Raw genomic sequence first — 24,028 nt, 5'->3', positions numbered from 1 at the left:
ACAATTAAGTAAGCAGCGCCAACTGGCGCGACTTACTTAAATCCACCTTCCAACAATCAGTTATTATTTCCCTGAGGAAGGTAAAGTACCTGGCAAGTAATTACCGCCAGCTTTGACTATTTCATCTTCAGCAAGCTTCACAGACTGGGCCAATTGCACAATGCGTTGGTAAACTTCACCGTAGGCCTCACTGGCGCGTTTAAAGCGCAGTTTTTGCTGCGCAGATACTGGACTGGTACTTTCACTGCGGCTCCACAATAAGTAACCGATATAATCACTAACTGAGGTTGGAGTTGGTTCAGAACGCTTGGCAATAACCGAGTTTCCATTTAGCTCCAGCTTAATTTCATCTAAATCACGCTGCATTTGGTAAACTAATGCTAACCTTGTTTGATCAAGTGCCAGCGTTTCAGGTACTGCCGCTTTAATATGCTCAATGCGTGATGCCAATTCTCCTAAATGCTTACCAGCACCAGTAATTGCTTGATACAAACGCCCTGCTTTCATATCAAAGGCCAGATCTGCTTTGCGATCATCACTAGCAAACGTACGATTATCTATCGCCGTGACTTCAAATGTTTGGCTCTGGTCATACGCTGTTTCAACACCATTCACGACTTTCGAAATTGAGACATTATAGCTGCCCGGTACCACTAGCGGACCAGCATCCATTTCGCCTTTGGTGGTGATTGGCTCAAAGCCGGGGTAGCGTAAATCCCAATTAATGCGATTAAAGCCTTTTTTCGCAGGTGCTGTTATACGACGAACTAAATTGCCATCAGTGTCGCGTACGGTAAAAATTAAGCTTGAAGCTTGCTCTAAATCTTCCTGTTTTAACGCTTCCCAGCTTGGGTAGTAAACCGGCTTATTGTCTTTACGCAGTTGCTTTTCTTTTTCCTGACGTTGTGCTTTTAATGACTTAAAATCTTCGTTGATGTAATAGCTAAAGCTAGCGCCATATTCTGGATTTTCAGCAAAGTAAAAATCGGCACCACGCATCGCTTTACCCGGTAAACCAAGTGGATCATGTTCAATAAACTGAAATGCTCTGCGTACAGGGAACAAGGTTGCATCTTGCTTTTTAACGTCCGTTGCGTTTTCTCTAAGTGGTGAGTAATCATCTAAAATATAAAAACCACGGCCAAATGAAGCGAGCGCTAAGTCATTTTCTCGTCGCTGAATTTCAATATCTCGTATAGCAATGGTTGGTATGCCCGACTTTAATTGCACCCAGTTTTTACCACCATTTTGGCTAAAGAACACGCCGAATTCACTGCCTACGAAAAGTAAGTCTTTATTTTGGTGATCTTGCGCTATGGTGTATGTAGAGCCGCGTGTTGGTAAGTCACCTGTAATATTTTTCCAGCTTTTACCATTGTTATCGCTGCGATAAACATAAGGTTTAAAGTCACCTTTTTTGTGGTTATCAAATACGGCAAATACGGTGTTTTTATCAAATAAAGACGCTTCCATGTCGGCCACAAAAGCATTTTCTGGCACTTTTGACGGCCAATCGAGTTTACTCCAGTCTTGACCACCATTTTTGGTGACGTGCATCACTCCATCATCACTGCCGGTATACAATAGGCCTTCTTGCAATGGTGACTCTGTTACCGCAATTAATGAACCATAGAATGAAGTAGACTGGTTTTTAGCCACCGCATCAACACTCCACACTGTGTCCATCACTTCGAGTTTATTCCGATCGATATTTTGTGATAAATCGCCACTGATTGCTCGCCACTCATCACCACGATTATCCGATTGGAACAACGTTTGAGAGCCATAATAAATCCGTTGGTTGTTGTGTGGGCTGATCAGTAGCGGAGAATTCCAATTAAAGCGTTGGGCAACATTCGCATCAGGCGATACCGGCTGCATTTGCACGCGCTCGCCAGAGCGTTTGTCGTACCTTGCTAAACCACCATATTGATATTGCGAGTAAATAATATTTGGATCTTTGGGGTCAATAACCGTTTTAAAACCATCGCCAAATTGTGTAAATAGCCAATCGCTATTGCGAATGCCGGAATTGGTTGTTGTGCGATGTGGCGCACCTAATGAAGCATTATCTTGCGTACCACCAAAAACATTGTAGAACGGATAGTCGTTATCAACGGTAACTTTATAAAACTGGGTAAGTGACATATTGTCTTTAAACGACCAGTTTTTAGCTCGATCCCAGCTTTCATAAATACCGCCATCACTGCCAACAATTAAATGATTGGTGTTATTTGGATCAATCCACATTGCGTGATTATCAACATGTTTATGGTCTTCACCGGCTTTATTAAAGGTTTTACCACCGTCTTCCGACACCATCAAATAGGTATCAAGAGAATAAACGCGATCAGGGTTCAGCGGATCAACGACGATTTCTTGATAATATTGTGGGCTACCAGAGACATAACTACTTTGTTTATGCCAACTAGCCCCGCCATTGGTTGAGCGATAGAAACCTGATTGACCATCAGCCGCTTCAACAATTGCGTACACAATATTGCCATCACTTGGCGCGACATCAATACCAATTCTGCCTAAATCTACACTTGGCAGGCCTTTATTAATCTTATTCCATGTTTTACCCGCATCAGTAGATTTATAAATAGTTGACTCTGGGCCACCGTTAATTAATGTCCAAACATGACGACGGCGCTGATAAGCGCTGGCATAAATTACATCGGGATTTTGCGGGTCAAAGGCTATATCACTAACACCTGTATGTTCACTAATGTTAAGTGACTTTTCCCAAGTTTTACCACCGTCGGTAGTTTTATAAAGACCGCGATCACCGCCTTTACTCCATAATGGCCCTTGAGCAGCAACATAAGCGACATCCGAATTACGTGGATCAATTAAAATTTCACCAATATGCTCAGAATTTTTTAACCCGACATTTTGCCAGCTAGCACCACCATCAACCGACTTATAGACACCGTCACCATAAGATACTGAGCGCTGTGAATTATTCTCACCAGTACCCGCCCACAAAATATTCGCATTGTTTGGATCCATAGTGACATCACCATAGGAATAACTTGGCATATCATCGGCAATTGCCTGCCAGGTTACACCGGCATTGTCTGTTTTCCATAGCCCACCGGACGCTGTAGCAACATAATATTGCGCTGGATTTTTTGGGTTAACCGCAAAGTCACTTATGCGGCCACCGGTAAGTGCCGGCCCTAAATTTCGTAATTTGATGCTGCTATAAATTGAGGCATCTACAGGATCTTTATCCGACTTTGCGCCATAAGCTATTGACGAGATACTTGATAATCCAAACGCCACAGAAGCAGCCAGCAATGAAGGCAAGAGTTTCATGGTTATGTCCTATTGTTATTTTTAACTGTTGTAACTTGTTTTTGTCTTGGTCTATTTAACGCTTTGTTAAGCGAAATGTTATTTTTTACTATTAACCGAATCTATTAAAAATTGCCTAAAATAAAAAAGCCCAAAACGTTTGTTTTGGGCTTTTTAGATTAGCTTAGTTTAAAGCAATTGGTTGGGTACTTGAAAGTAATCCTAAACCTGATGCCTGATATTGCAGTTTAAACTCGGCAAGGTCGTTATTAATAAACTCGTTAACCTTACCGACACCTTTATCCAGCTCTAACTTAGCTTTTTCTAAGTAAATTTCAGCCGTTGGTGATGGTTTGCCGTAACGGCCACCGACATAGCCCCAGGCCATAAAGACATGTGACGATACTTTATAAGTTTCATCAACAATCCCTTTAGTTTTTGGCAAACTACGAAGGTTTTTATCTAACTCAGCAATTTTCTTAACCAAGTCTGCTGCAGATTTTGACAGCTTAGCAGCAGGGCTATCTTTGTCATCTTTTTCTGCACTTTCTAACGCTTTATCTGCTAATGCTTTAACAACTTCAATATCCTTTTTACTGTCATTTAACGCATGTGCAGCTTTAGTTAACGTTGCATACATAGCAACCGCCTGATGCTCTAAGTCATAACGTGCTTGCATGTCTTCTGCGCTAACGTCAGTAAAACGCGGATCTTTTAACACATTAACTTGGGTTTCGATTTGATGGTCATTTAACTTAACCTGCACCGTATAAGTACCCGGTACGACTTCAGGACCCGCTGGCTTAATGTCTTTATCTTCTTTTGGCTCTTGACCCGGCATAAAGCCGTCACCATCAGACTCTAAGCCCCAAACAATGCGGTTAACCCCTTGCTTAAGTTTCGTCACAAACGTTCGAACAACTTCACCGTTGGCATTTTTAACGATGACTCGTGCTTTATCCGACAATGGTTTTTCTTCGGTTTTGTCAGAATCGCCTTTCTTATCTTTACTAGCTTTGCTAGCTTTTTCTTTTTCAGCCTTTGCTAATAAGCGTGCCTTTTCCTTGTCTTTATCAGGGTGAACTAAATGCTCGCCAGATGCCATGACATTGATAGTTGCACCGTAAACTTCGTTGTCACCAACATAAGCAGCATCACCCCAAAAACGAGTTGATGGCGCTCGGCCCGTTACGTATTGTTGACCGTCACCAGCACTGAGTAATTGCAACGGCGTATTGAACGACTTTTCAGTTAAGCCACGTAGCGGGCTATAATCATCAATTACAATCACTGAACGGCCATGTGTACCTAATACTAAGTCGTTTTCACGCTGCTGAATTGCCATATCCATAACCGAAACTGTTGGTACTCCTTGGTGTTTAAACCAAGAGTCACCGCCGTCAGTAGAGACATATAAGCCTAACTCTGTGCCCAAGAATAATAAATTCTCATCAACATGATCTTGAACCACAGATAAGGCATAGCCACGAATATTTTTGCTGGTTAAGTTAGTAAATTTACTACCGTATTTACTTGCTTTAAAAATATAAGGCTTCATATCACCGCGACGATGATTGTCAAAGACGATATAGGCTTCCTCGGCATTGTGTAATGACGGTTGAATATGTGGCACAAATGCATTTTCAGGTGCTTTACGTGCTTTTCCTTCAACGCTGTTCCACGTTTTACCGCCATCTTGGGTAACATGAATTCGACCATCATCGGTACCAACCCAAATCACCCCTTGTTTAATTGGGCTTGGCGCAATCGCTATAATTGCCGTATGGTTTTCGGCCGCAGTAACGTCTGGTGTTAAACCACCTGATTCTTTATAACGTTGAAAATCAGGATTATTAGTTGATAAGTCACCTGAAATTACCTGCCATGTTTCACCGCGATCAGTAGATTTATGGACAAACTGACTGCCGTAATAAATGGTATTGGCATCAAATGGATCTTGGGCAAGACCTGCATTCCAGTTAAAGCGCAGTTCAGTGTCATGATCTGGCGCGGCTGGACGTACTAATTTTTGCTCACCTGTAGTTAAGTCATAACGGTTTAAGTAACCACCTTGTGACTGAACATAACCTTTAGTGGCATCATCAGGGAATGGCATGGTATCAAAACCGTCACCAAAGCCTACTTCCTGCCAGTGTAAGTTGCGAATACCACCACTGTGGAACACCTCAGCAGGACCGCGCCACGAACCGTTATCTTGTAAACCGCCATACACATTGTAAGGCACTTCATTATCAACACGGATATGGTAGAACTGTGATACAGCTAAGTTTTGCACAAATCGCCAGCTATCACCTTTATCCTGAGTGATACCAATACCACCATCGTTACCTAAAATTAAGTGCTCGGGGTTATTTGGATTAATCCATAATGAGTGATTATCAATATGGATGGTATTACCAACCGCACAACAATCAACCTTATCAATTTTACTAAAGGTTTTACCGCCATCAATTGAGCGACGAATAAAGGTTGCGATATTGTAAATAGTTTCAGGATCTTTAGGGTCAACTTCAATTTCTGAATAGTAGAACGGACGATCGGCAACATTATAATCACTATTCACCGTACGCCAGCTGTCGCCACCGTCATCTGAACGCAGTAACGCACTTTCGTTAGCTTCCACCAACGCATAAACCGTATTTGGTTGGCTTGGCGCAATATCTAAAGTAATGCGGCCTAACTCACCTTTAGGTAAACCGTCAGCCGACGTTTTTTGCTGCCAAGTTTCACCACCATCTATCGAAACATATAAACCAGAACCTGGGCCACCTGATTCAAATTTATCTGGCCAACGTTGAAACTGCCACATTGACGCATAAAGTTTATTAGGGTTGGTTGGATCCATTTTAATGTCTGATGCGCCAGTGACGTTATCGACATATAAAATTTTATTCCACGTTTTACCGCCATCGGTGGTTTTATAAATACCACGCTCTTCATTTTTCGACCATAGTGTGCCCATTGCTGCAGCATAGGCAATATCGGGATTGGTTGGATGTAAGGCGATACGGTTAATATGTTCGCTTGCTTTAAGCCCCATATTATTCCAAGTTTTACCGCCGTCCATTGATTTATAAATGCCGCCACCGATAGAAACTGAGTTACGAACATTACCTTCACCAGTACCTAACCAAACAATATCAGGAATTTGTGGGTGCACAGCTAATGCCCCTGTCGATGCCCAATCTTGATCATCAAATATTGGCTGCCAGGTTAAACCAGCATTAATTGACTTCCATAGCCCACCCGATGCTGCACTGGCATAAATGATATTTGGGTTAGAGACGACCGCTTCTATGTCTGAAATTCGACCGCTAGTTGCCGCAGGGCCTATATTTCGAATTTTAATACCAGAGAGTAAATCAGTATCTATTGAAGCTTGAGTTGCTGAAGCAAAAAGTGCCGCTGAAACAACAAGTGACGTTAAGGACTTTTTCATTTTAGTTTAATTCCTTGTTTGCTTTTATTTTATTGGTTTTATCAAGATTGATAAAAAACTGCTGTACCTAGGCCTTTGTTATTCAACTTGCTAAACAATGACCTAGTCTGTTTTCTTAAATTTTATAATGACTAGCCTATAGTCACTGCTTTATGGAAGCTGACTTACAGTGCCTGCCCTTTTACCATAGGTGCATTCACCGCTTTTAATTCAGCTTCTAGTTTGACAATTTTTTGCTCAATCAATGTCGCTAGTTTGCTAGCTAATTCATTAATTTCAGCTTGGGCTATTGCCAACGACTGCTTATGTGTTGGTGTTGGACCATAGCTGGATAAACCTGTGCCTAAACTAGCAGCAAATAAGCGCTGATTGATAGTGACATGATCATCTAAAATACCCACTTCAGCTTTTACTTTACTACCATGATATTGATAAGTAAGTTTAGCCAGCTCTGTTTTAATACCTGCCAGCTGTTGTTCGAACGCACCAACATCAGCTTGCGAGCGAAGTACGGCAACTGCTAAGTCTTTAACCCGCTGCTCAGAGACTTTAAGTTGATTATTCAACACACTATTTTCGGCATGCGCTTGTTCTAACTCTCGCCAAAATGTTGATACTTGCTGATGCGAGGCTTCTGTTAGCTCACTGTTGTATAAACGTTTTACGGAAAAAGGCATAGGCTCTGCCAATGGTGTGACTTTGCCGTCAACTTTTGCAGCTAAAGTCACTGTATATTGACCGGGTAATGCCAGAAAGCCTGCTGGCTCTTCAGTAAAAAATCCCTCAGCATCACCGACTAGGTCGCGGGTTGGGTACCTTAAGTCCCATGTAAATCGGTTAAGGCCTTTGGTCATTTTCGTTTCAAGGCGACGAATGACTATCCCTTGCTGATCTTTAATCACAAACTGCAGCATTGGCGCTTCTTGTGTTGCTTCATCAGTTAATTTATCCCATCCTGGAAATGGAATATTTTTCGCATCCTCGTCTAGTTTCTTCTCCGTAGCTTGGCGCTGCTCTTTTAGCGACTTTGGTACATCTTTAATGTAATAAGTAAAAGTTGCCCCAAAAGGTGGATTATCAGCTACATAATGTGAAGCCCCCGCATTACCTTTTTTCTCCCCCCCTAAACGCATTTTTTCGATATACCACAATGCGTCACGCACAGGATAAATCACGGCATCTTGCTTTAATGATTGCTCAGATATATCACGCAATGCTTGATAGTCATCTAAGACATAAATACCTCGGCCAAATGATGCGGCAACAAGATCATTTTCGCGTTTTTGAATCGCTAAGTCTCTAAATGAAATCGTCGGTAAACCGCCGTTTAATTCAACCCAGTTTTTACCACCATCAACGGTGACAAATAATCCAAACTCAGTGCCAGCAAACATCAGTTCAGGATCTAAGTGATCTTGAACCACTCGCCAAACTAAGTGTTTATCAGGAATGCCACTTGATAATTTTTTCCAAGACTTTCCTTTATTGGTGCTTTTTAATAAATATGGTTTAAAGTCACCAAATTTGTGATTATCAAGTGCAATATAAACGGTATTTTCATCGTGAAGATCGGCCTTAATATCATTGATAAATGCCGTATCTGGAACATCTGGTAGCTTACCCACATTCAGTTTACGCCACGACTTACCGCCATCTTCGGTAATTTGAATTAAACCATCATCAGTACCAGCATAAATTAGCCCTTCTTTTAGTGGCGATTCTGACAAAGACGTTATGGTGCTGTATTTGGACATGGCGAACATATCCCAAGCATTGTCCCAACTTTGGGTACGCCCCATAATTGGCTGTTCAATCCGTGGTAGGTTTTTCGTTAAATCACCGGAAATTGGCGTCCAACTGTCACCACGGTCATCGCTTCGCCACACGCGCTGTGAAGCAAAATAAAGCCTAGTGGGTTGATGAGGGCTAACTAAAATTGGCGCATCCCAATTAAAGCGTTCAGGTTTTTCACCTTTTGCTGGTTGTGGCTGCACATAAACAATACTGCCCGTGCTTTTATCTACGCGTACTAAGTTACCTTGCTGCCATTGTGAATAAAAGACATTAGGGTTGCCTGGCTCAGTGGCTGGCTGATGACCGTCACCAAATAAGGTTACTGTCCAATCACCATTTTCAATGCCTTGCACTTTATCAGTACGGGTTGGCCCAGCTTGAGAATTATTGTCTTGGGTACCGCCATAAACATTATAAAACGGCGTAGCATCATCTAGTGCTATTTTGTAATACTGTAAAATTGGCAAATTGCTAACAAAACGCCAATTCGCGCCGTTATCAAAGCTTTCATAAATACCGCCATCTGAGCCCATTAATAAATAATCATCATCACTTTTTAAGAAGGCTAATGAATGGTTATCTGAGTGTTTATACTCTTCTTTCATCGCATTGAACGTTTTACCACCGTCGGTGGATTTTTGCATACGCACGCCAGCTAAATAGATTTCATCGATATTATGTGGGCTGACATAAAGCTCAGTGTAGTAATGCGGGCCAGTACCGCCAGCAACCGCATCAGATTGTTTTGTCCATGAAGCACCGCTGTTGTCACTGCGGTACACTGCGCCTTTTCGACGATCTAATACTATCGCAGCATACAGAACATCTGGATCAATCGGTGAAATAGCTAAACCAATTTTTGCTAGCTTACTTTTCGGCAGACCATTTTCTAGCTTCACCCAAGTTTCACCGCCATCAGTAGATTTATGAATAGCAGTATTAGGACCACCACCCAAATAAGCCGCAACAGTGCGATGACGCTGCCATGTGGCAGCATACATAACATCAGGGTTACGCAGGTCGGCAACGACATCAGTAACGCCGGTCCACTGATCGTCACCTAAGGTTTTACGCCAAGTTTTACCACCGTCAGTTGTTTTATATAAACCACGGTCGCCACCTTTTTTCCAAAGTGGACCTTGGGCTGCGACCCAAACAGTATTAGAATCGCTAGGGTGAACTATAATTTCAGAAATATGCTCAGACTTGCCAAGCCCCATATTCTTCCAATTTTGGCCACCATCATAAGTCACATAAATACCATCACCAAAGCTAACATGACGACCACCAACATTTTCACCTGTGCCAACCCAAACAGTCTGATGGTTATTCGGATCTATCGTAACTGCGCCAATTGAGTAAACATCTTGTTTATCAAATATTGGTTGCCATGTGGTACCAGCGTTATCGGTTTTGAACATACCGCCAGAGCCGACACCAACATACCAAGTATTTTTATTTGATGGGCTAATTTCAATATCAGCAATGCGACCAGACATAAATGCAGGGCCGATACTACGAAATTTAAAATTATCAAAAAGTGATGATTCTATGACAGGTGCATCTTTAGCTAGCACAGTTAAACTAGACGACGCTAATACTGCACCTGCAACCAGACTGAGGATTGACTTCATTTTTGCTTCCTTAAATATGCCTAAACAGCATATCGCATGATTAAGTCATACATAACTTAGCTCAGCGCCAACAACGAGTTACGACGACAATTTGTTATAATTATTCGTGCTTTTGCAATGGTTTTATCCATATTGTTAATCAATCAATATAGCCAATAAAATATAATGTTGCTTTGGAAAAACGATAAATAAGAAGGTTTTAGCGATAAATGGTTTTGCCCATCACTGCAAACAAAGGCAGTTTTTAGAGCAAAACAATATTACTGTAATAATAAAAAAAAGAGTAAGCCTGATAATATGATCATGGCAAATATTAAAAGAATATATTGCAAATCAACGGTAGATTTAGGTGTTGATACATTAGGCTGTGTCCGTACATTATCGGTAATGGGTAACTTGGGACTTGTCCCGATATCAGATAAAGCAGCCGTTTCTTTAGTGCCTTGCCCCTTAAATTGCTGATGCTCTTTAATCGCTAACTCCACTTGCCTTTTTAATTGCACATAATATTCTGCTAGTGGTATTTCATTATTATAAGCCGCTTGACTTGCCGTCCTAATGGCTTGGGTATGGTTTTCCAACAAACGTTTTTCATTAATATTAATTGGCCTACGTTGTCTACAAGCAACTAACATAATAGAGACATTATCTTTAGCTCCACTTGCCAGTGTTTTAGCTAATAAACTATCAACGCTAGCCTGACTGCACCCATTAGTAAATATAACGTCACTAATTTCTTTATCTGACATTTCATTAGTTAAGCCATCACTACATAGCAAATAAACTTCCTGATCGGAATGAGGGAATAGCACATGGTCAAAAAATAGTTCTTCATGCGCGCCAACTGCTCGAGTGATGACGTTAGACATTTTGCTTATTGCAGCTTCTTCTTCCGCTATCTGTCCTGCACGTAATAGCTCGTCTATATAACTATGATCCCAGCTAAGTTGGGTCATATTATTTTGTTCAACTTTATAACAGCGAGAGTCCCCCGCCCAAATTAACGCACAGATTCCTTCGCATATTGTCATTAAAACAATTGTCGAACCCGTATTTTGACCATTTAAGTTGTTTTTCGAATAAAGTTGCAACTCATCATTAAGTTGACGAATCAATTGCTCAATTTCGATGATTCGCTGAGCTAACGTATTACTAAACTGGCGACTTTTAATAGCAGCGACAATAGCTTGGCTAGCCTTGTCACCATCTCTGTGTCCCCCCATACCATCAGCGACCAACCAAATTCCAGTTTGATCATTAGCATAAATTGCATCTTGATTGACTTTACGCTTTCTACCGACATCTGTTACCGAATAGCTATACCAATGTTGCTCTGTCATTCATTGACTCCCAACAAAAATGAACTGAAACAATCTACAGGCGGCATGCCTGAAAAATAACGCTTTTGCGGCTTTATATCGATGCCCCCACGCATCCACCACAGCGTTAATTTTACATTTTGCATATCCAGTAAACCCTGAATAAAGGTGTCGTTGCAGCGTGAAAAATCATCAAGTTCATTGCCCACCAAGCTACCCAGTTCTGAATAGCTTTGACCTTGAATACTTGTAATGTTTTGGTAATTAGCGTCACTGAGTGAGTGATACATTTTGGCGAGAACGTCTTGTAACTCATCTAAGTTAGGGTTGTCTTTCTCCAATAGTGACAGCAAGAACTCTTCGGTATGTTTGTGTAGTGCGTCGATATTTCTAGATAAGGATAATAAATTTAATTCTGTTTCTGACTCACAAACCACCGTAAACGGATAGCAACGTCCTGATTTATCAACACTGGCCATTAATAGCCCCGTAATAACGTGATTACTGGCAATACCTTTATCTAAACTGAAGCACCAGATGGGCGTATGGAAAAAATGATATTGCCACTCTTCGGCCAATTGCCCTCTTGAGCTTTCAATAGATTGAATAAGCCACTTATCCCAAAAATGAATAAACTCTTGTGATACGTTTCGCTGAATGAAGTCGCCGTACCCTGGTAATTTGCCGAAAAATCCTACTTTCATCAATTCACCTATAACGTATTAAGACATGAGAATTGACTCAGTTTATTAATTAACAAGGGATCTGAACGTTCATCCCCCGTTAGTTCATAAACCGCTTTGTAAGTTTCTTTTTCAAAAGTAATTTCAACTTTGTTTGAATTTACTACGTTCACACTAGCACCAGCAATTAACCGGTAAACACCATAAAAACCCTGTGCTTGCCCTGCTATTTCACTGCCGTCTCTGCGGACAAAACTAAAACTTGCTCCTTGACCAACATTTTCTGGTGGCCAACTGATATGTGAGCTTATTGGCCGACCAAATTGGTAATTTAATTGGTTGCCATAAATCTCCATTTTAAATTTAGCTACATTAGGATCTAAATACAGAGGTTTCAAATTCAATCCCAAGCGAGGTTGATTACCGCCTGTAGGAAAGAGAGTACGCCCGATTTGTTGTGTCCGCTCAAAAAACGTCAAAACAGCATCATCAAATTGATAAGCTTCTTTTATGCCTTTATTCCAGCGCCATGGACGAACATTAGTATTAACTAAAGGTTGAATATGTTGCTGATAAAACTGCAAGATAACACCACTATCAGCGAAAAGTTTGGCCAGTTCGCTCAAGCTTGCTTCTTGTTTTGCCGCCTTGTCAAACGGAAATTTGTCACTAACGATATTCACACATTGACTGACAATATCGTTTTTCCAAATACTTGCCATTTGCGACTTTAACCCCAAATTAATCACCATATTCATACGGTCGGCGAGTTGATTCGCCCAAGCTTTTAGCGGTTCTGGTTGGCTATAAGCAAACGCTTTTAACGCATTGATATGACTACTGGCATCATTTTCATCACTTAATGAGGCTAACGATAATGCCAATTGTGAGGTTAATGCCGAGAACCGTTGTTGCGTCAACGTTTTTCGTTCCGCTGAGACTAATTCATGTAACTTACTAAACTGCCTTGTTATGGTCATTGCTGGTGTATCAATACTGATGCTATCTAGTCGACTAGCCACTTTAGCAACACTAGTATTCTTAGCAGCAATAGAAAGTGCTCGTTCGGCGGTTTCGGTGTTAACTAGCTTGGTGGCATCTGACACACTAACCAACAAGGTAATTAATGGCGAGTCAATATCACCAGCGGTGGTTAACGCTGACTCTGCATTCTCTGAATTGTGATAAGACTTAATTGAAATACTGTCTAAAAGCCGTTGCCAACTGGTTATATAATCACTGGTATATGCTTGCAGTAACTCTTTCGACAGCACTGATTTATTTAACTGATAATTATCACCTAGTACCCACGAATTCTCAGCTAATCCAGTTAAATAATCAGGTAACAAAGTTGAACTCACCTGATTAAACAATGAAGGTGTGTACAAACGAGAAATGGTCAATATATCATCAAAACTTGTTTCCATTAGGACACGCCAATTAGCGCCTGCTAATTGAGTCATCGACAACATATTATCCGTCGTGCCAAGGTATTGCTGTTTAAACTGAGCATAATACACTTGGCTAAGAGACGCTTGTTGCAGGGCAATCTGCGTTTGAGCTACCAATTTATCGTTAATGTCATTAAATGTCATACCTTGACTAACTGCGTGATCTACATGCACCATCAAAGCAATATATTCATCGTCATTGAATACGGCATCATTATTCAAGTGGCGTTTCAGCCATGCTGTTAAATACTCAGCATTGCGCTTATCGGTTTGAGAAAACATCAAGTAGGCAGTTAGTGCCTGATATTTATCTTCATCCGATTTCGCTTGCAATATTGCGTTTTCAATTTGCTTTTTCACATATGGTAGTAACGCCGTCGTTATTAAACGGTTGTAACTAGCATTAAATGCACTACCTAAGTTATCAGTTTGTGAAAGTCCTAATCCTGAAAACGTATTGTCACTTTGATGGGTTAAATTTGATACTGATCCAGAAAAGTCATTTAGTGCTTTTAAATAGCCTCGTATATCTGATTGCTCTGTCGCTTCTTGGTAGCGTTGGTGCCAATTTTTTAAAGCGATTTGGCTAGACTCAATAAAACCAACATTGTTGCTATAGCTAACTAACCAAGCCAGCGATAAGGCAATCGCAATTACGCCGCCAACTAACATCGCTATTTTAGTCATTTTACCTTGACGTTTTTGATATCCAGCTAACACACCAAATTGATCAGACTCTGGAAAAACCACCTTTTGCAGCAAGTCTTTAATAAAATAGCTTCGTGTATCATTATTCCAAAGTACTTGCGCTTTATTTTTTAGACCAAATGTCTGAGCGACTTTTGCCATCATTCGGTCTATGGGTGCACCGTTTTGTGTACCACTAGTAAAATAAAGTCCTCGCACAATTCCTTTTACACAATTATCTTCTGGACTCGATAAATTCTGAATTATTTTATCAAGTGTCGGCTTAAGTGAGCCAAACTGGTTAGCAAAGCTAAAGATCAGTGATTTACGACTTGGGTCGCGCTCTAATGCGGTGCGCTGCCATTGTCTTCGAGTTAGTGATTGGTGTAATTCGGTAAATTTCTGTGAAAACTGCTGACTGATATTATTACTGTCACTTTTTGCTGGCTCGAAGGTAATGCCAAACGTTTGCTCGCGCTCCTGCGATGAAAAAGACTCATAAAACTGACTAAAGCCGGCTAACATATCGCTTTTTGTGATCACCACATACACAGGAAAACGAGTATCAAAAAACTTATTTAAATCTGCAATGCGTTGCTTTATTTGGATCAACTGTTGACCAAGTTCGAAATCATTCATGGTCAGTAAATCAGACATGCTAAAGCTAACCAAAAGGCCACTAATAGGCTTACGACGATAGCGTTTAATCAAGTTCAAGAAATTCATCCAACCAGATTCATCGGCTTTTTGGTGACTATCTTGTGAGGCATACCGGCCCGCAGTATCTAGCAAAATAGCTTCTTGGGTAATCCACCAATCGCAATTTTTTGTACCACCTACGCCTTGTAATGCCTGATTAGACAACTCATTGTATAGAGGAAATTGTAAACCTGAATTAGACAATAATGTGGTTTTGCCACTGCCAGGATTGCCAATAATCATATACCAGGGCATTTCCGTTAATGCTTGTTTGTTTCCCTTTTTTTGCTTCAACAGGTTTAAAGCTTGTTCAAATTTTTCTTTAAGCGCCTTTTTCTCAGCATCAATAATTTCACCTACACCTTGTTCATCAGTCATGTCGCTAACCATACTACGTTGAACTTTTAACGAGCGGTGATACTGAAAAAATTTAATTGAGGTATAAACCAACAGCACAAAAACAATTAAGACAATTTGCTTACTCAGTTGTGCCAACGGATAATATTCAGCAAAAGCTAAATAAGGCCCAGCTAACAACACAACCAAGGAAAAAATAATAAAAATAACCAAGGGGAGAAACCAATTGCTATAAACAATTTTAGCTAACTTATCCATGTTTTTATGCTACCCCTTCAGCCTTAAAATAAGTTCCACGCGACGATTCATACTGCGGTTATATTCACTCTCACTATCATCAGCAAAGAGAGGTTGGGTATCGGCAGCACCACGGGTTATCGTATTACGTAATTGGTGATTAGCTTTGGTTAACCAATGTGCAATAGCCTCAGCGCGTTTTCTCGATATAAGCCAGTTAGACTCAGCTTTGCCAGTGGAATCGGTGTGACCGACAACCACTACACTCACCGCATGTTCGCGAATGGTATTTACTAGTTTATTAACATCAGGTAACGCATCTTCATTAACAAAACTACTACCTGACTTAAATAAACTAGTACTTATTAGGCGTATAATAACCATTTTATCGCGCACATCTACCGCGACTAGCTGATTATCTATTTCTTTGGAAAGAGATATTCTTATTTGTTGCGCAACATCATTAATATCTAAAGTTGCGGGTTGAGTTTCAGCCATTTTTTCGACGAAGTCTTGCCAACCAACGGACTCTAGCTCTTGGTAAACTGGTTCAACTTTGCCATTTAAATTAGCAAGGAAGCCAACATATATTGCAACTAACATTAAACTTATAGCAATGAATACCATCCAAACATTAACTTGTTTACCTCGATATTTCTGCTCACTCCCCACGCCTTGCCAATGGGGGGATAATTCAGCTGAAACAGGACGTTGTTGCTCTATTTGTTGTAATAAAGTGTGGCTGACTTTCAATAACTCTCGCTCACCATTTTGAGCAATTCGATATTTACCGCAAAAACCTGCAGATAAACAAACATAACAAAGTTCAATTAAATTAATGTTGCGTTCTGGCTGCTCTAATAATTTATTAACAATTAGAAAGAACTTTTCACCGCCCCAGGTTTCATTATGATATTGGCTTAACAGCGTTTGCTGGCTCCATACGCCTTCACTGCCCCATGGGGTTGACAACACAAGCTCATCCAGCAAACAACAGACAATATAACGAGCGGTAAGAATAACTTCATTACTTTGGTTGGCCCGTGTTAATTTATCGTTCATCTGGCTGATTAAACGATCTATATCTTGGCGTAACTGTAATATAGAATTTGCTGGCTCTAACGATTTAATATTGCTGGCTAGAGTTAGGATTTCTTGGCATGAGCTTAAAATAATATTTTCACTATCAGGCAAAGCTAGCGGAGCATTGGAAGAAGGCTGTGGTGGGGTTTGATTACTTTGAGGCTGCCCTGGTTGCTTAGGTACAGGGATGTTCGTTTCCGTCCCTTTTCTTCGCCCTCCTGGGTTGGGAACAATCAAGGTTTTGGATAAGTTATCATCACTCATTCTTGATTTCCTCTTATCGCCCATAGCTCTATCGATAAATTAGGAAAGTTACTTCCGACATGTATTGCTATACCACCTGATTGGGCTAGAGCCTGCCAATATTCCCCCTTAGGAACCAACTCAAAATAAACAAAATTTCGTTGGTAGGGAATTTCTCTAGGAGCAACGGCAAGGCTATTAAGTTGAATACCAGGGAGTTGCACATTGACTAATTCTTTTATCTGCTCGACCGCCCCTATTTTCACTTGAGGTGAAAAGTATTGTCGCATTTCTTCAGGCGATAAATCGGAATGTACAGCTAAAATAAATGATGCAGTAGTAAACAATGATTTGTCCGCTACTACACCAACGCGAATACCGTATTTTTTCTCTTGCAGCGGAATATTTATCGAATTTTGCTCAAGCACAACACTGAAGCTTTGCCTAACTTCTTGAATTAATATTGAAAATACTTCAGTTAACTCTTTATGTTTGTAGCTCGGTAAATCTGGCGGCATTTTATCAGGCTTAATAAAGGTGCTCAGCTCACCAATTAACACAATCAAAAACTCATAAAGTGCCATTGGAGTAAGTTTAGCAACTGCATCAAGGTGTTTTAACATAGGCAAAGTTTTGTTTAACGCTTGTAGCATTAAAAAATCTTGCACTTCAGAAGTTGATGCTTTGCCTGCCACAGAAACTCTGGCTGCCAATGAAGATACCCTATGCTGGGCCAAATTAACTAATTCGCCAACAAAGCTTCTTAAATAAAGGTTTTGTTTAATATTTACTGTCGGACCAACAAACTCATTTTTTAGGCTGACTTCTCCATTTGCACTAATATCGTCAATAACAGCAATGGCAATGCAGTCATACTCATCTCTGACATCAGCATCGGTCAATAAACAAAAATTATAACCGGCTACTTCTAGTGTCTGTTTTAATGAACCCGTACTAGAGACATCTCGAAAATCATACTCTTCAATACGCAACCTGCTGACGTCATTAGCATGAATTTCTCTTGAGATTTCGGTATTTCCATACCTTCTGATTGTTGATGCTAAATAGATGGTTTGATTTAAATGAGACTCGTTGATATCCAACGCATTCGGTAAACCGTCTATTTCTGGTGCATCAAAGTAACTGCCATCAGGTAACATGCCGGATATTTGATTTAAGCTCAACTTACCTTGCTTTAATTGAGATTTATCAATTTCAATGGTGGCCATACCCCATAAACTATTTTGGCAAAGCTGGGTGACATTACGTAGCTGTGCCTCATGAAACCTAGCATTTTGTTGAAAGTGCTGAGGTTGCAATAACATCCCTTCTGACCAAACAACTCGCTTCTCCCACGCCATAAACGCCTCTTTTATAATTATTATTTACAGTTCAATTACTCGGACAGATAATTTATCAACCTTGATTTCCAATCCAGCATCACGCCAAAACTTACCTTCAGGTACTTTTACTATGGTCCGCCAAGTGACCATTTCAACACTTCTATAACCAACAGCGACACCAATATATTTCGCATTTTCAGAGATTTGCAACTCAACATTATTTTTAGAGTCAGGGTGAATTAAGTATTCATTCAAGGAAATATATTCGCCACCTAACGTATTTTGATTTGATTGAAATAACGAATCATAAGTGGCATTTTCAAAATTAACATTATTAGCTAATTGATAAACCCTCACTAAAACTGGCGAGGGCTGTCCTTGAATATCAGGGTTAATAGAGTCACTTGCAGTGATAAAATAGCTAAAATCGACATTATGCTCATTAGTTGAAGAGCACGAAGCCAATATCGTCATTAACGCCACAACAAACACAGGGAAAAATCGCTTGATCATGGAAAATTCCTTCTTTAATCTTTTTTAATATTATCTATTTGTGCCTGATAGGCTTCAGCAAAATACTTACTCAGAATCTCATTTAAGTTGTGCTGCACACTATCTGCCAGTTCTTTTTGTTTATTTTCAATAATATTTAACTTTTGTGCTTTTACATTGAGCCCCATAAAGCCGCCACTTTTCTTTTGTTGCTCTTGTTCAATAACATCTGATGATAGTTGTTCCAAGATGCCAGTTAACGTTGCTTGCAACCCTGCTAAAAATGCCATTTGATGAGATTGCAAGTCGCTTATCGCCTCTTCATAGGCTTGTTCTGCGCTTAAATAGCCCGCTTTCTTTTTAATTAGTAGCATCTCTAATGAGTCAGACGGATCGATAGAAAACTTTAGTGGGTTATTGGAACGCGGCTGAATCGAGGTTAAAGAAAGGCGTGATTCCTGTTTGAAAATACTTCGACCGTTAAGCAGTGCCATTAAGCCTTTAGTGCTTGATAATAGTATTGTCGCAATATCCTCAGCAAACTTTGCTTGATCGACAGTTTCTTGATATTCATTTGGCAACCCCAGTTGCTGATATAACAACGTAAAAAAACTATCACTTTGTCCAGTATTTTTATTTGCCGCTACCGGCTGAGCGCTTCGGTTCTCTATACTCGCATTTAGCTCTTGTGGCGCAGATATATTTACTTGCTCTTGGACGGTATTGTCTGTAGCTGAAGAATTGACATTTGGCGGTCTTATTTCCGGGCTAGCGTTAAGGTTGTTTTGTTCCTCAATTTTATTTGATTGTACTGGTATCGGCGAGGAAGCGTCTGCATTAGGTATTGCTGGAACTATTCCTGATAACTCCCAGTCTTCTGGAATCCCTTGATTAACATGGCTTGATGCAGGAGTTGATGCTGGCTGTTCATCCTGTGCAAAAGCATCATCAAACGATAAATTAGGTGGCTGAAAGTTGGCACTTTCATTGGAAGGTACAACTGGTGAAGAAAGCAATTCACCTAATCCAAGTGAATTATCTTGTTTTGGGTGATCTTCTTGATTCATTAACGCAATCGGATCTTTAGATTGTGACACTGATGAATTTGCGTTGCTGCCAAGCACTAAATCTAATAAGCCACCTGACTCCTCATTTGGTTGGCTTGTTTGGGCAGGCACCGACGCTTCAATTGTTGCCACTTGAAGTTTGTACTCACCAATAATAAAGACATCACCTTCCGCCATTTTTACTTGGTTGTCACGACCTAATAAGTTTGCTGTATCGTTTACGAAAACGCCATTTGTACTGGTATCAGTTAAATAAAATTGATTATTTTGGTAAGAAATTGAGGCGTGTTTATTTGAAATAAAGCGATCATGATCAGGTAACGACCAATCACATGTCGCTGAACGGCCAATAGTGCCACCCTGTTCATAAAACCATACAGAATTTTGTGTACCTGCAGTACCCGAGACGAGTTTTAATAGCAATTGCGCCATAACCAACAATAAATCCCTAACGTTGTTGTCTATCCTTTACTCAATCAGTTTGCCCTAATTGAAATTTATTTCAATAGCCAAAAAATTGATACCTCTGTAAACCGCGTAAATATGAGAAAAAGATATTTAGTTTTATCAGTTTAGTATTTTGTTTTACTTAAAACCAAATATTATTTAAATTAGCTAAGATAATAAAAACTATACTGATATACCAACCAATCAAATTTTCTTCTATCGCACGTTAGCGGCTAACAATTAGGTATTATGGACGAGACGACAATTAAAATAGATGGTTATCAAATTAAACAGGTGCTTGGGCACGGTGGCATGGCTACTGTTTATTTGGCAATTCAAAATAGTTTCGAAAGAGATGTTGCGATTAAAGTTATGGCCGAGCAACTTTCTTCTGACCCTGCATTTGGAGAGCGATTTCTTCGCGAAGCTAAAATCGTCAGTCGACTAGTTCACCCCAATATTGTGACGGTTTACGATGTTGGAGTTGTCAACAATCACCATTACTTATCGATGGAATACATTGAAGGTGATGACCTTAAAAACCGTTTACATTCCATTTCCCTATTTCATATCTTAAAAGTCATTAAAGAAATTGCTTTAGCACTGGATTATGCTGGGCGTAAAGGCTATGTTCACCGCGATATAAAACCAGAAAACATTATGATAAATAATGAAGATGGCCGTGCGGTATTGATGGATTTTGGCATTGCAAAAGCCTTTGATACTGTTAGTGAAATGACGCAAACAGGTACTGCAATTGGTACTCCCTATTATATGAGCCCAGAACAAGCTAAGGGTAAAGAAATAGACTGGCGTTCGGATCTATACAGTTTAGGCGTTGTATTTTATCAATTACTTGTTGGTGAAGTTCCCTATAATGGCGACTCAGCTGTCTCTGTTGGAATAAAACATCTTAGTGATCCAATTCCCAAAATTCCCGATTATTTACAAGCTAGTTTTCAGGAAATCATTGAGCGATTAATGGCAAAAGTACCTGACGATCGTTTTCAAAATGGCAGTGAATTAGTGAGTGCCTTAAATCAGATACCAAGCCAACAGCTTAATGAATTAAATGAGTTATTTGCTAAACATGCCGAACGAGAAAAAACCAAACCTTTAGATTATCACAGTGGGACAGTTGCAGCTTCATCAGATACTGGCGACTATACCATGGTTGTTTCAAAGCAAATCACTGATGAAACTCAAGTGATTGATTTTAAATCAATCCCCCAACAATCCGCAGTGAATACTAATTCAAATAAAAACGAAACACTCATCTATGCAAGTATCATTAGTGTTATCGTCGTAATAGCCATTGGCGGTTATTGGTTTTACAACAACTCAAAACAACAATTGGAAGAGCCGCTAACAACGCAAGCTGCACCAGAGAATCAACTAGCAACAAAGACTCAAACAACTCAACCTCTAGAAGTTGCCGATAAAGGGAACAACCAAGCAAGTACTAACGATATTGTTCCCGTGCAATCAAAAGATAATCAAGCTCAGCAATATCAACCATCAGATAGCCCCATCCCAGCGCAAGAATCGGAACAAGACAAAAAAAATAAGGAAAAATTAGCAAAACTGGTAGCTCAGGCTGAATCATTGGAACAAGAGCTAGACAGCTCCATTGATGTAGCAGAAGAACTCTATCAAACTTACCAATTTATCTCACTTTTGGCTGATAACCACCCAACAGTTGTTGCAGGCAAAAATAAATTACAAAAAGCTTATTTAAATAGCATCAATCAACATTTATCACAGACAAATTATGCAGACGCTAGTCAGTTATTAAAATCCACCTTACGCAAATACCCTGAACTTAAACAATCAGAGCAAGTAACAGCCATTAGTGAAAAAATTCAAAACGAGCTTTATATATTGAGCTTAATCGAGTCTGCAGAAAGTCATTTAGCTAAAGACCAGCTAACCGGTGACGATGATAATAATGCCTACCATGACTTTAAAAAGATTTTAGAAATTAACCCACAACATCCAGCGGCTAACAAAGGCTTGCTTAAAATAAGTGATCGCTACTATCAGTTGGCAAAAGCTCAGTTTGATAGCAATAACTTACAACGGGCTAAGCTTTACACAGATAAAGGGCTGATAACCTCTAACAATAAACACGAATCTTTGCTTGTTTTACGTGAGAATATCGATCAAGCATTTGCTCAAATTGCCCAGGAAAAAGCTCAAAATAAAGCCTTAGCTAATCAAATTACCTTGGCTCAACAGCAGTTAACTTTAGGTAATATTTTGCCACCCGATAGTAATAATGCATATCAAGCGTTCCGTGACATTTTAGTCAATTACCCAGAAAATCCGGAAGCGATTGAAGGACTTTACACAATCGAACAAGCGCTGATTAAAAGTGTTCCCGAGCAAATTGCTAATAAGCAGTTTGAACAGGCAAAAGCTACTTTGCTTGATGCCGCCAAATTTTTTCCAGAAAGTACCGCTATTACAACTTTTAACCGTAACTTAGTGGATGCCGAGCAAGCTCAGATTGAAGCTTCTAAGCCAAGAATTAGCGTTCTTGAAGTAAAAGGGCAAGCGTTTACTGAAATATCAAGCAGTCATGAAAAAACTATTTCTGCCGATAGAACCATTTTTATTGGTTTTGAGTTTAGCAATTTTTCCCCGGGTACAAATGTGGTACAAGCTTCGCTGTTTGATGGCTCACAAACTGTTAAAATTTCAACAGTTCCGGTTATATTAACCGAAGAAAATGGCACTAAATTTTTCAAAATTTCTAAACCCGTTGACGGTTTTGCTGAAGGTGGGTACATCCTTGAACTCACCATAAATAATGAAAAGTTAGCATCTGAACGATTTGCGATTGAAAATTAACCAGTTATCAACTTAACTGATGGAAGAACGATAATTCATGGAGAATAAAATGCGTAAAATACTTCTGCTACCTATCAGCATAATAGCACTATCAGGCTGTGGCTCTACAGGCAATAAAAACGACCTTCAAACTGTTAATACCAACTTGCGACAAGCACTTGCAGCACAAAAGCAAGAAAATAGTGAGCTATTAGCAAATAATACTTTGCTAAATAAGAAAATTGATAACCTTAACCAAGTCATCGCGGTGCTAGATACTGAAAAAAGCTCGAGGGTTCAAGAGTCCACTGTTCTTAGGGGGCAAGTACGTAACTTTGTGCAAAATGAGATTGATGCGTTAAAAGCTTTTTTAGTTGAAGGTGATTTACTCGATTATGTTGGTGATGAATTAGTAGAGCGCATTAATCTAGATGAAAAACCAATAACGATTGTTGATTTAAGTAATCGTATGCCAAGTGCTGGTGTATTAACTGGTGTCGGTGCCTACGTCACTCGACCAACAGCGATGAAAGTTAAAGTTCTTCGCTATATTGAGTCGAACTTGGTAACAGTTTGGGAGAGCTCAGTCATTACAATGGATACTACTGGACCTAATCGCCTTCAATTTAATAATACAGTTGGAGTGGAGAAAGGTGATGTCATCGCTTACGAGTTTACGGCAACACCTGGAGTCGGTTATAGCACAGGCACAGGCAGCAGCCGTTATTCAAATCAGCCGTTAGCACTTGGCTCAAATATTCAAGTAAGCTCTTTAATGGGGACTAACCAAAAACGAGCTTACTCAATGGGCGTATTTGGCTTGCTTAACCAATAAATTCTGAAAACTTCTATTTCAGAGCGTTGCCGTCCTACGCGGCAACTTTTTATCTTATTATT

General features: G+C 40.0%; 12 protein-coding genes. 2 read left to right on the top strand and 10 right to left on the bottom strand.

Annotated elements, in window-relative coordinates; genetic code table 11:
* Positions 1–63: 63 nt before the first annotated feature.
* The 10 genes from ACOB82_RS15480 to tagH form a co-directional block, all read right to left on the bottom strand.
* Positions 64–3,324 carry a VPS10 domain-containing protein gene (locus ACOB82_RS15480; protein ID WP_448213888.1) on the bottom strand — a complete coding sequence of 1,087 codons (3,261 nt, stop codon included), beginning with the start codon at positions 3,322–3,324 and terminating at the stop codon, positions 64–66.
* A 163-nt stretch (positions 3,325–3,487) separates the two neighbouring features.
* Complete coding sequence (locus ACOB82_RS15475) at positions 3,488–6,763, bottom strand: WD40/YVTN/BNR-like repeat-containing protein (RefSeq protein WP_448213887.1); 3,276 nt, start codon at positions 6,761–6,763, stop codon at positions 3,488–3,490.
* A gap of 164 nt (positions 6,764–6,927) precedes the next feature.
* Complete coding sequence (locus ACOB82_RS15470) at positions 6,928–10,191, bottom strand: VPS10 domain-containing protein (protein WP_448213886.1); 3,264 nt, start codon at positions 10,189–10,191, stop codon at positions 6,928–6,930.
* A gap of 260 nt (positions 10,192–10,451) precedes the next feature.
* Complete coding sequence (locus ACOB82_RS15465) at positions 10,452–11,531, bottom strand: PP2C family protein-serine/threonine phosphatase (protein ID WP_448213885.1); 1,080 nt, start codon at positions 11,529–11,531, stop codon at positions 10,452–10,454.
* Positions 11,528–12,214 carry a type VI secretion system-associated protein TagF gene (gene tagF / locus ACOB82_RS15460; protein WP_448213884.1) on the bottom strand — a complete coding sequence of 229 codons (687 nt, stop codon included), beginning with the start codon at positions 12,212–12,214 and terminating at the stop codon, positions 11,528–11,530. The genes ACOB82_RS15465 and tagF overlap by 4 nt, the downstream gene beginning before the upstream one ends.
* An 8-nt stretch (positions 12,215–12,222) precedes the next feature.
* On the bottom strand, positions 12,223–15,645 hold the full coding sequence (gene tssM, locus ACOB82_RS15455; protein ID WP_448213883.1) for a type VI secretion system membrane subunit TssM: 3,423 nt from the start codon (positions 15,643–15,645) through the stop codon (positions 12,223–12,225).
* A gap of 9 nt (positions 15,646–15,654) precedes the next feature.
* Positions 15,655–16,971 carry a type IVB secretion system protein IcmH/DotU gene (icmH, locus tag ACOB82_RS15450; protein WP_448213882.1) on the bottom strand — a complete coding sequence of 439 codons (1,317 nt, stop codon included), beginning with the start codon at positions 16,969–16,971 and terminating at the stop codon, positions 15,655–15,657.
* Positions 16,968–18,311, bottom strand: coding sequence for a type VI secretion system baseplate subunit TssK (tssK, locus tag ACOB82_RS15445; RefSeq protein WP_448213881.1), 1,344 nt, complete (start codon positions 18,309–18,311; stop codon positions 16,968–16,970). The genes icmH and tssK overlap by 4 nt, the downstream gene beginning before the upstream one ends.
* A 24-nt stretch (positions 18,312–18,335) precedes the next feature.
* Positions 18,336–18,806, bottom strand: a complete 471-nt coding sequence (tssJ, locus tag ACOB82_RS15440) for a type VI secretion system lipoprotein TssJ (RefSeq protein WP_448213880.1) — start codon at positions 18,804–18,806, stop codon at positions 18,336–18,338.
* A 14-nt stretch (positions 18,807–18,820) separates the two neighbouring features.
* Positions 18,821–20,284 carry a type VI secretion system-associated FHA domain protein TagH gene (gene tagH / locus ACOB82_RS15435; RefSeq protein WP_448213879.1) on the bottom strand — a complete coding sequence of 488 codons (1,464 nt, stop codon included), beginning with the start codon at positions 20,282–20,284 and terminating at the stop codon, positions 18,821–18,823.
* A 264-nt stretch (positions 20,285–20,548) separates the two neighbouring features.
* On the opposite strand from tagH, the gene ACOB82_RS15430 reads away from it, so the two are divergent.
* Positions 20,549–23,152 (top strand): protein kinase domain-containing protein, encoded by a 2,604-nt coding sequence (locus ACOB82_RS15430; protein WP_448213878.1) that lies wholly within the window; start codon positions 20,549–20,551, stop codon positions 23,150–23,152.
* A 49-nt stretch (positions 23,153–23,201) separates the two neighbouring features.
* Positions 23,202–23,966, top strand: a complete 765-nt coding sequence (locus tag ACOB82_RS15425) for a hypothetical protein (RefSeq protein ID WP_448213877.1) — start codon at positions 23,202–23,204, stop codon at positions 23,964–23,966.
* Positions 23,967–24,028 lie beyond the last annotated feature (62 nt).

It is taken from the genome of Colwellia sp. MEBiC06753 (assembly GCF_053470325.1).
The sequence above is the reverse complement of the archived record's forward strand: the minus strand, read 5'-3'. Positions and strand labels throughout refer to the sequence as shown.

Bases quoted from the DNA above. Each gene is read 5' to 3' on its own strand.
- ACOB82_RS15480 (WP_448213888.1), bottom strand. From the start codon at position 3,324: ATGAAACTCTTGCCTTCATTGCTGGCTGCTTCTGTGGCGTTTGGATTA.
- ACOB82_RS15475 (WP_448213887.1), bottom strand. From the start codon at position 6,763: ATGAAAAAGTCCTTAACGTCACTTGTTGTTTCAGCGGCACTTTTTGCT.
- ACOB82_RS15470 (WP_448213886.1), bottom strand. From the start codon at position 10,191: ATGAAGTCAATCCTCAGTCTGGTTGCAGGTGCAGTATTAGCGTCGTCT.
- ACOB82_RS15430 (WP_448213878.1), top strand. From the start codon at position 20,549: ATGGACGAGACGACAATTAAAATAGATGGTTATCAAATTAAACAGGTG.
- tssJ (WP_448213880.1), bottom strand. From the start codon at position 18,806: ATGATCAAGCGATTTTTCCCTGTGTTTGTTGTGGCGTTAATGACGATA.
- tssM (WP_448213883.1), bottom strand. From the start codon at position 15,645: ATGGATAAGTTAGCTAAAATTGTTTATAGCAATTGGTTTCTCCCCTTG.
- tssK (WP_448213881.1), bottom strand. From the start codon at position 18,311: ATGGCGTGGGAGAAGCGAGTTGTTTGGTCAGAAGGGATGTTATTGCAA.
- tagH (WP_448213879.1), bottom strand. From the start codon at position 20,284: ATGGCGCAATTGCTATTAAAACTCGTCTCGGGTACTGCAGGTACACAA.
- ACOB82_RS15465 (WP_448213885.1), bottom strand. From the start codon at position 11,531: ATGACAGAGCAACATTGGTATAGCTATTCGGTAACAGATGTCGGTAGA.
- tagF (WP_448213884.1), bottom strand. From the start codon at position 12,214: ATGAAAGTAGGATTTTTCGGCAAATTACCAGGGTACGGCGACTTCATT.
- ACOB82_RS15425 (WP_448213877.1), top strand. From the start codon at position 23,202: ATGCGTAAAATACTTCTGCTACCTATCAGCATAATAGCACTATCAGGC.
- icmH (WP_448213882.1), bottom strand. From the start codon at position 16,971: ATGAGTGATGATAACTTATCCAAAACCTTGATTGTTCCCAACCCAGGA.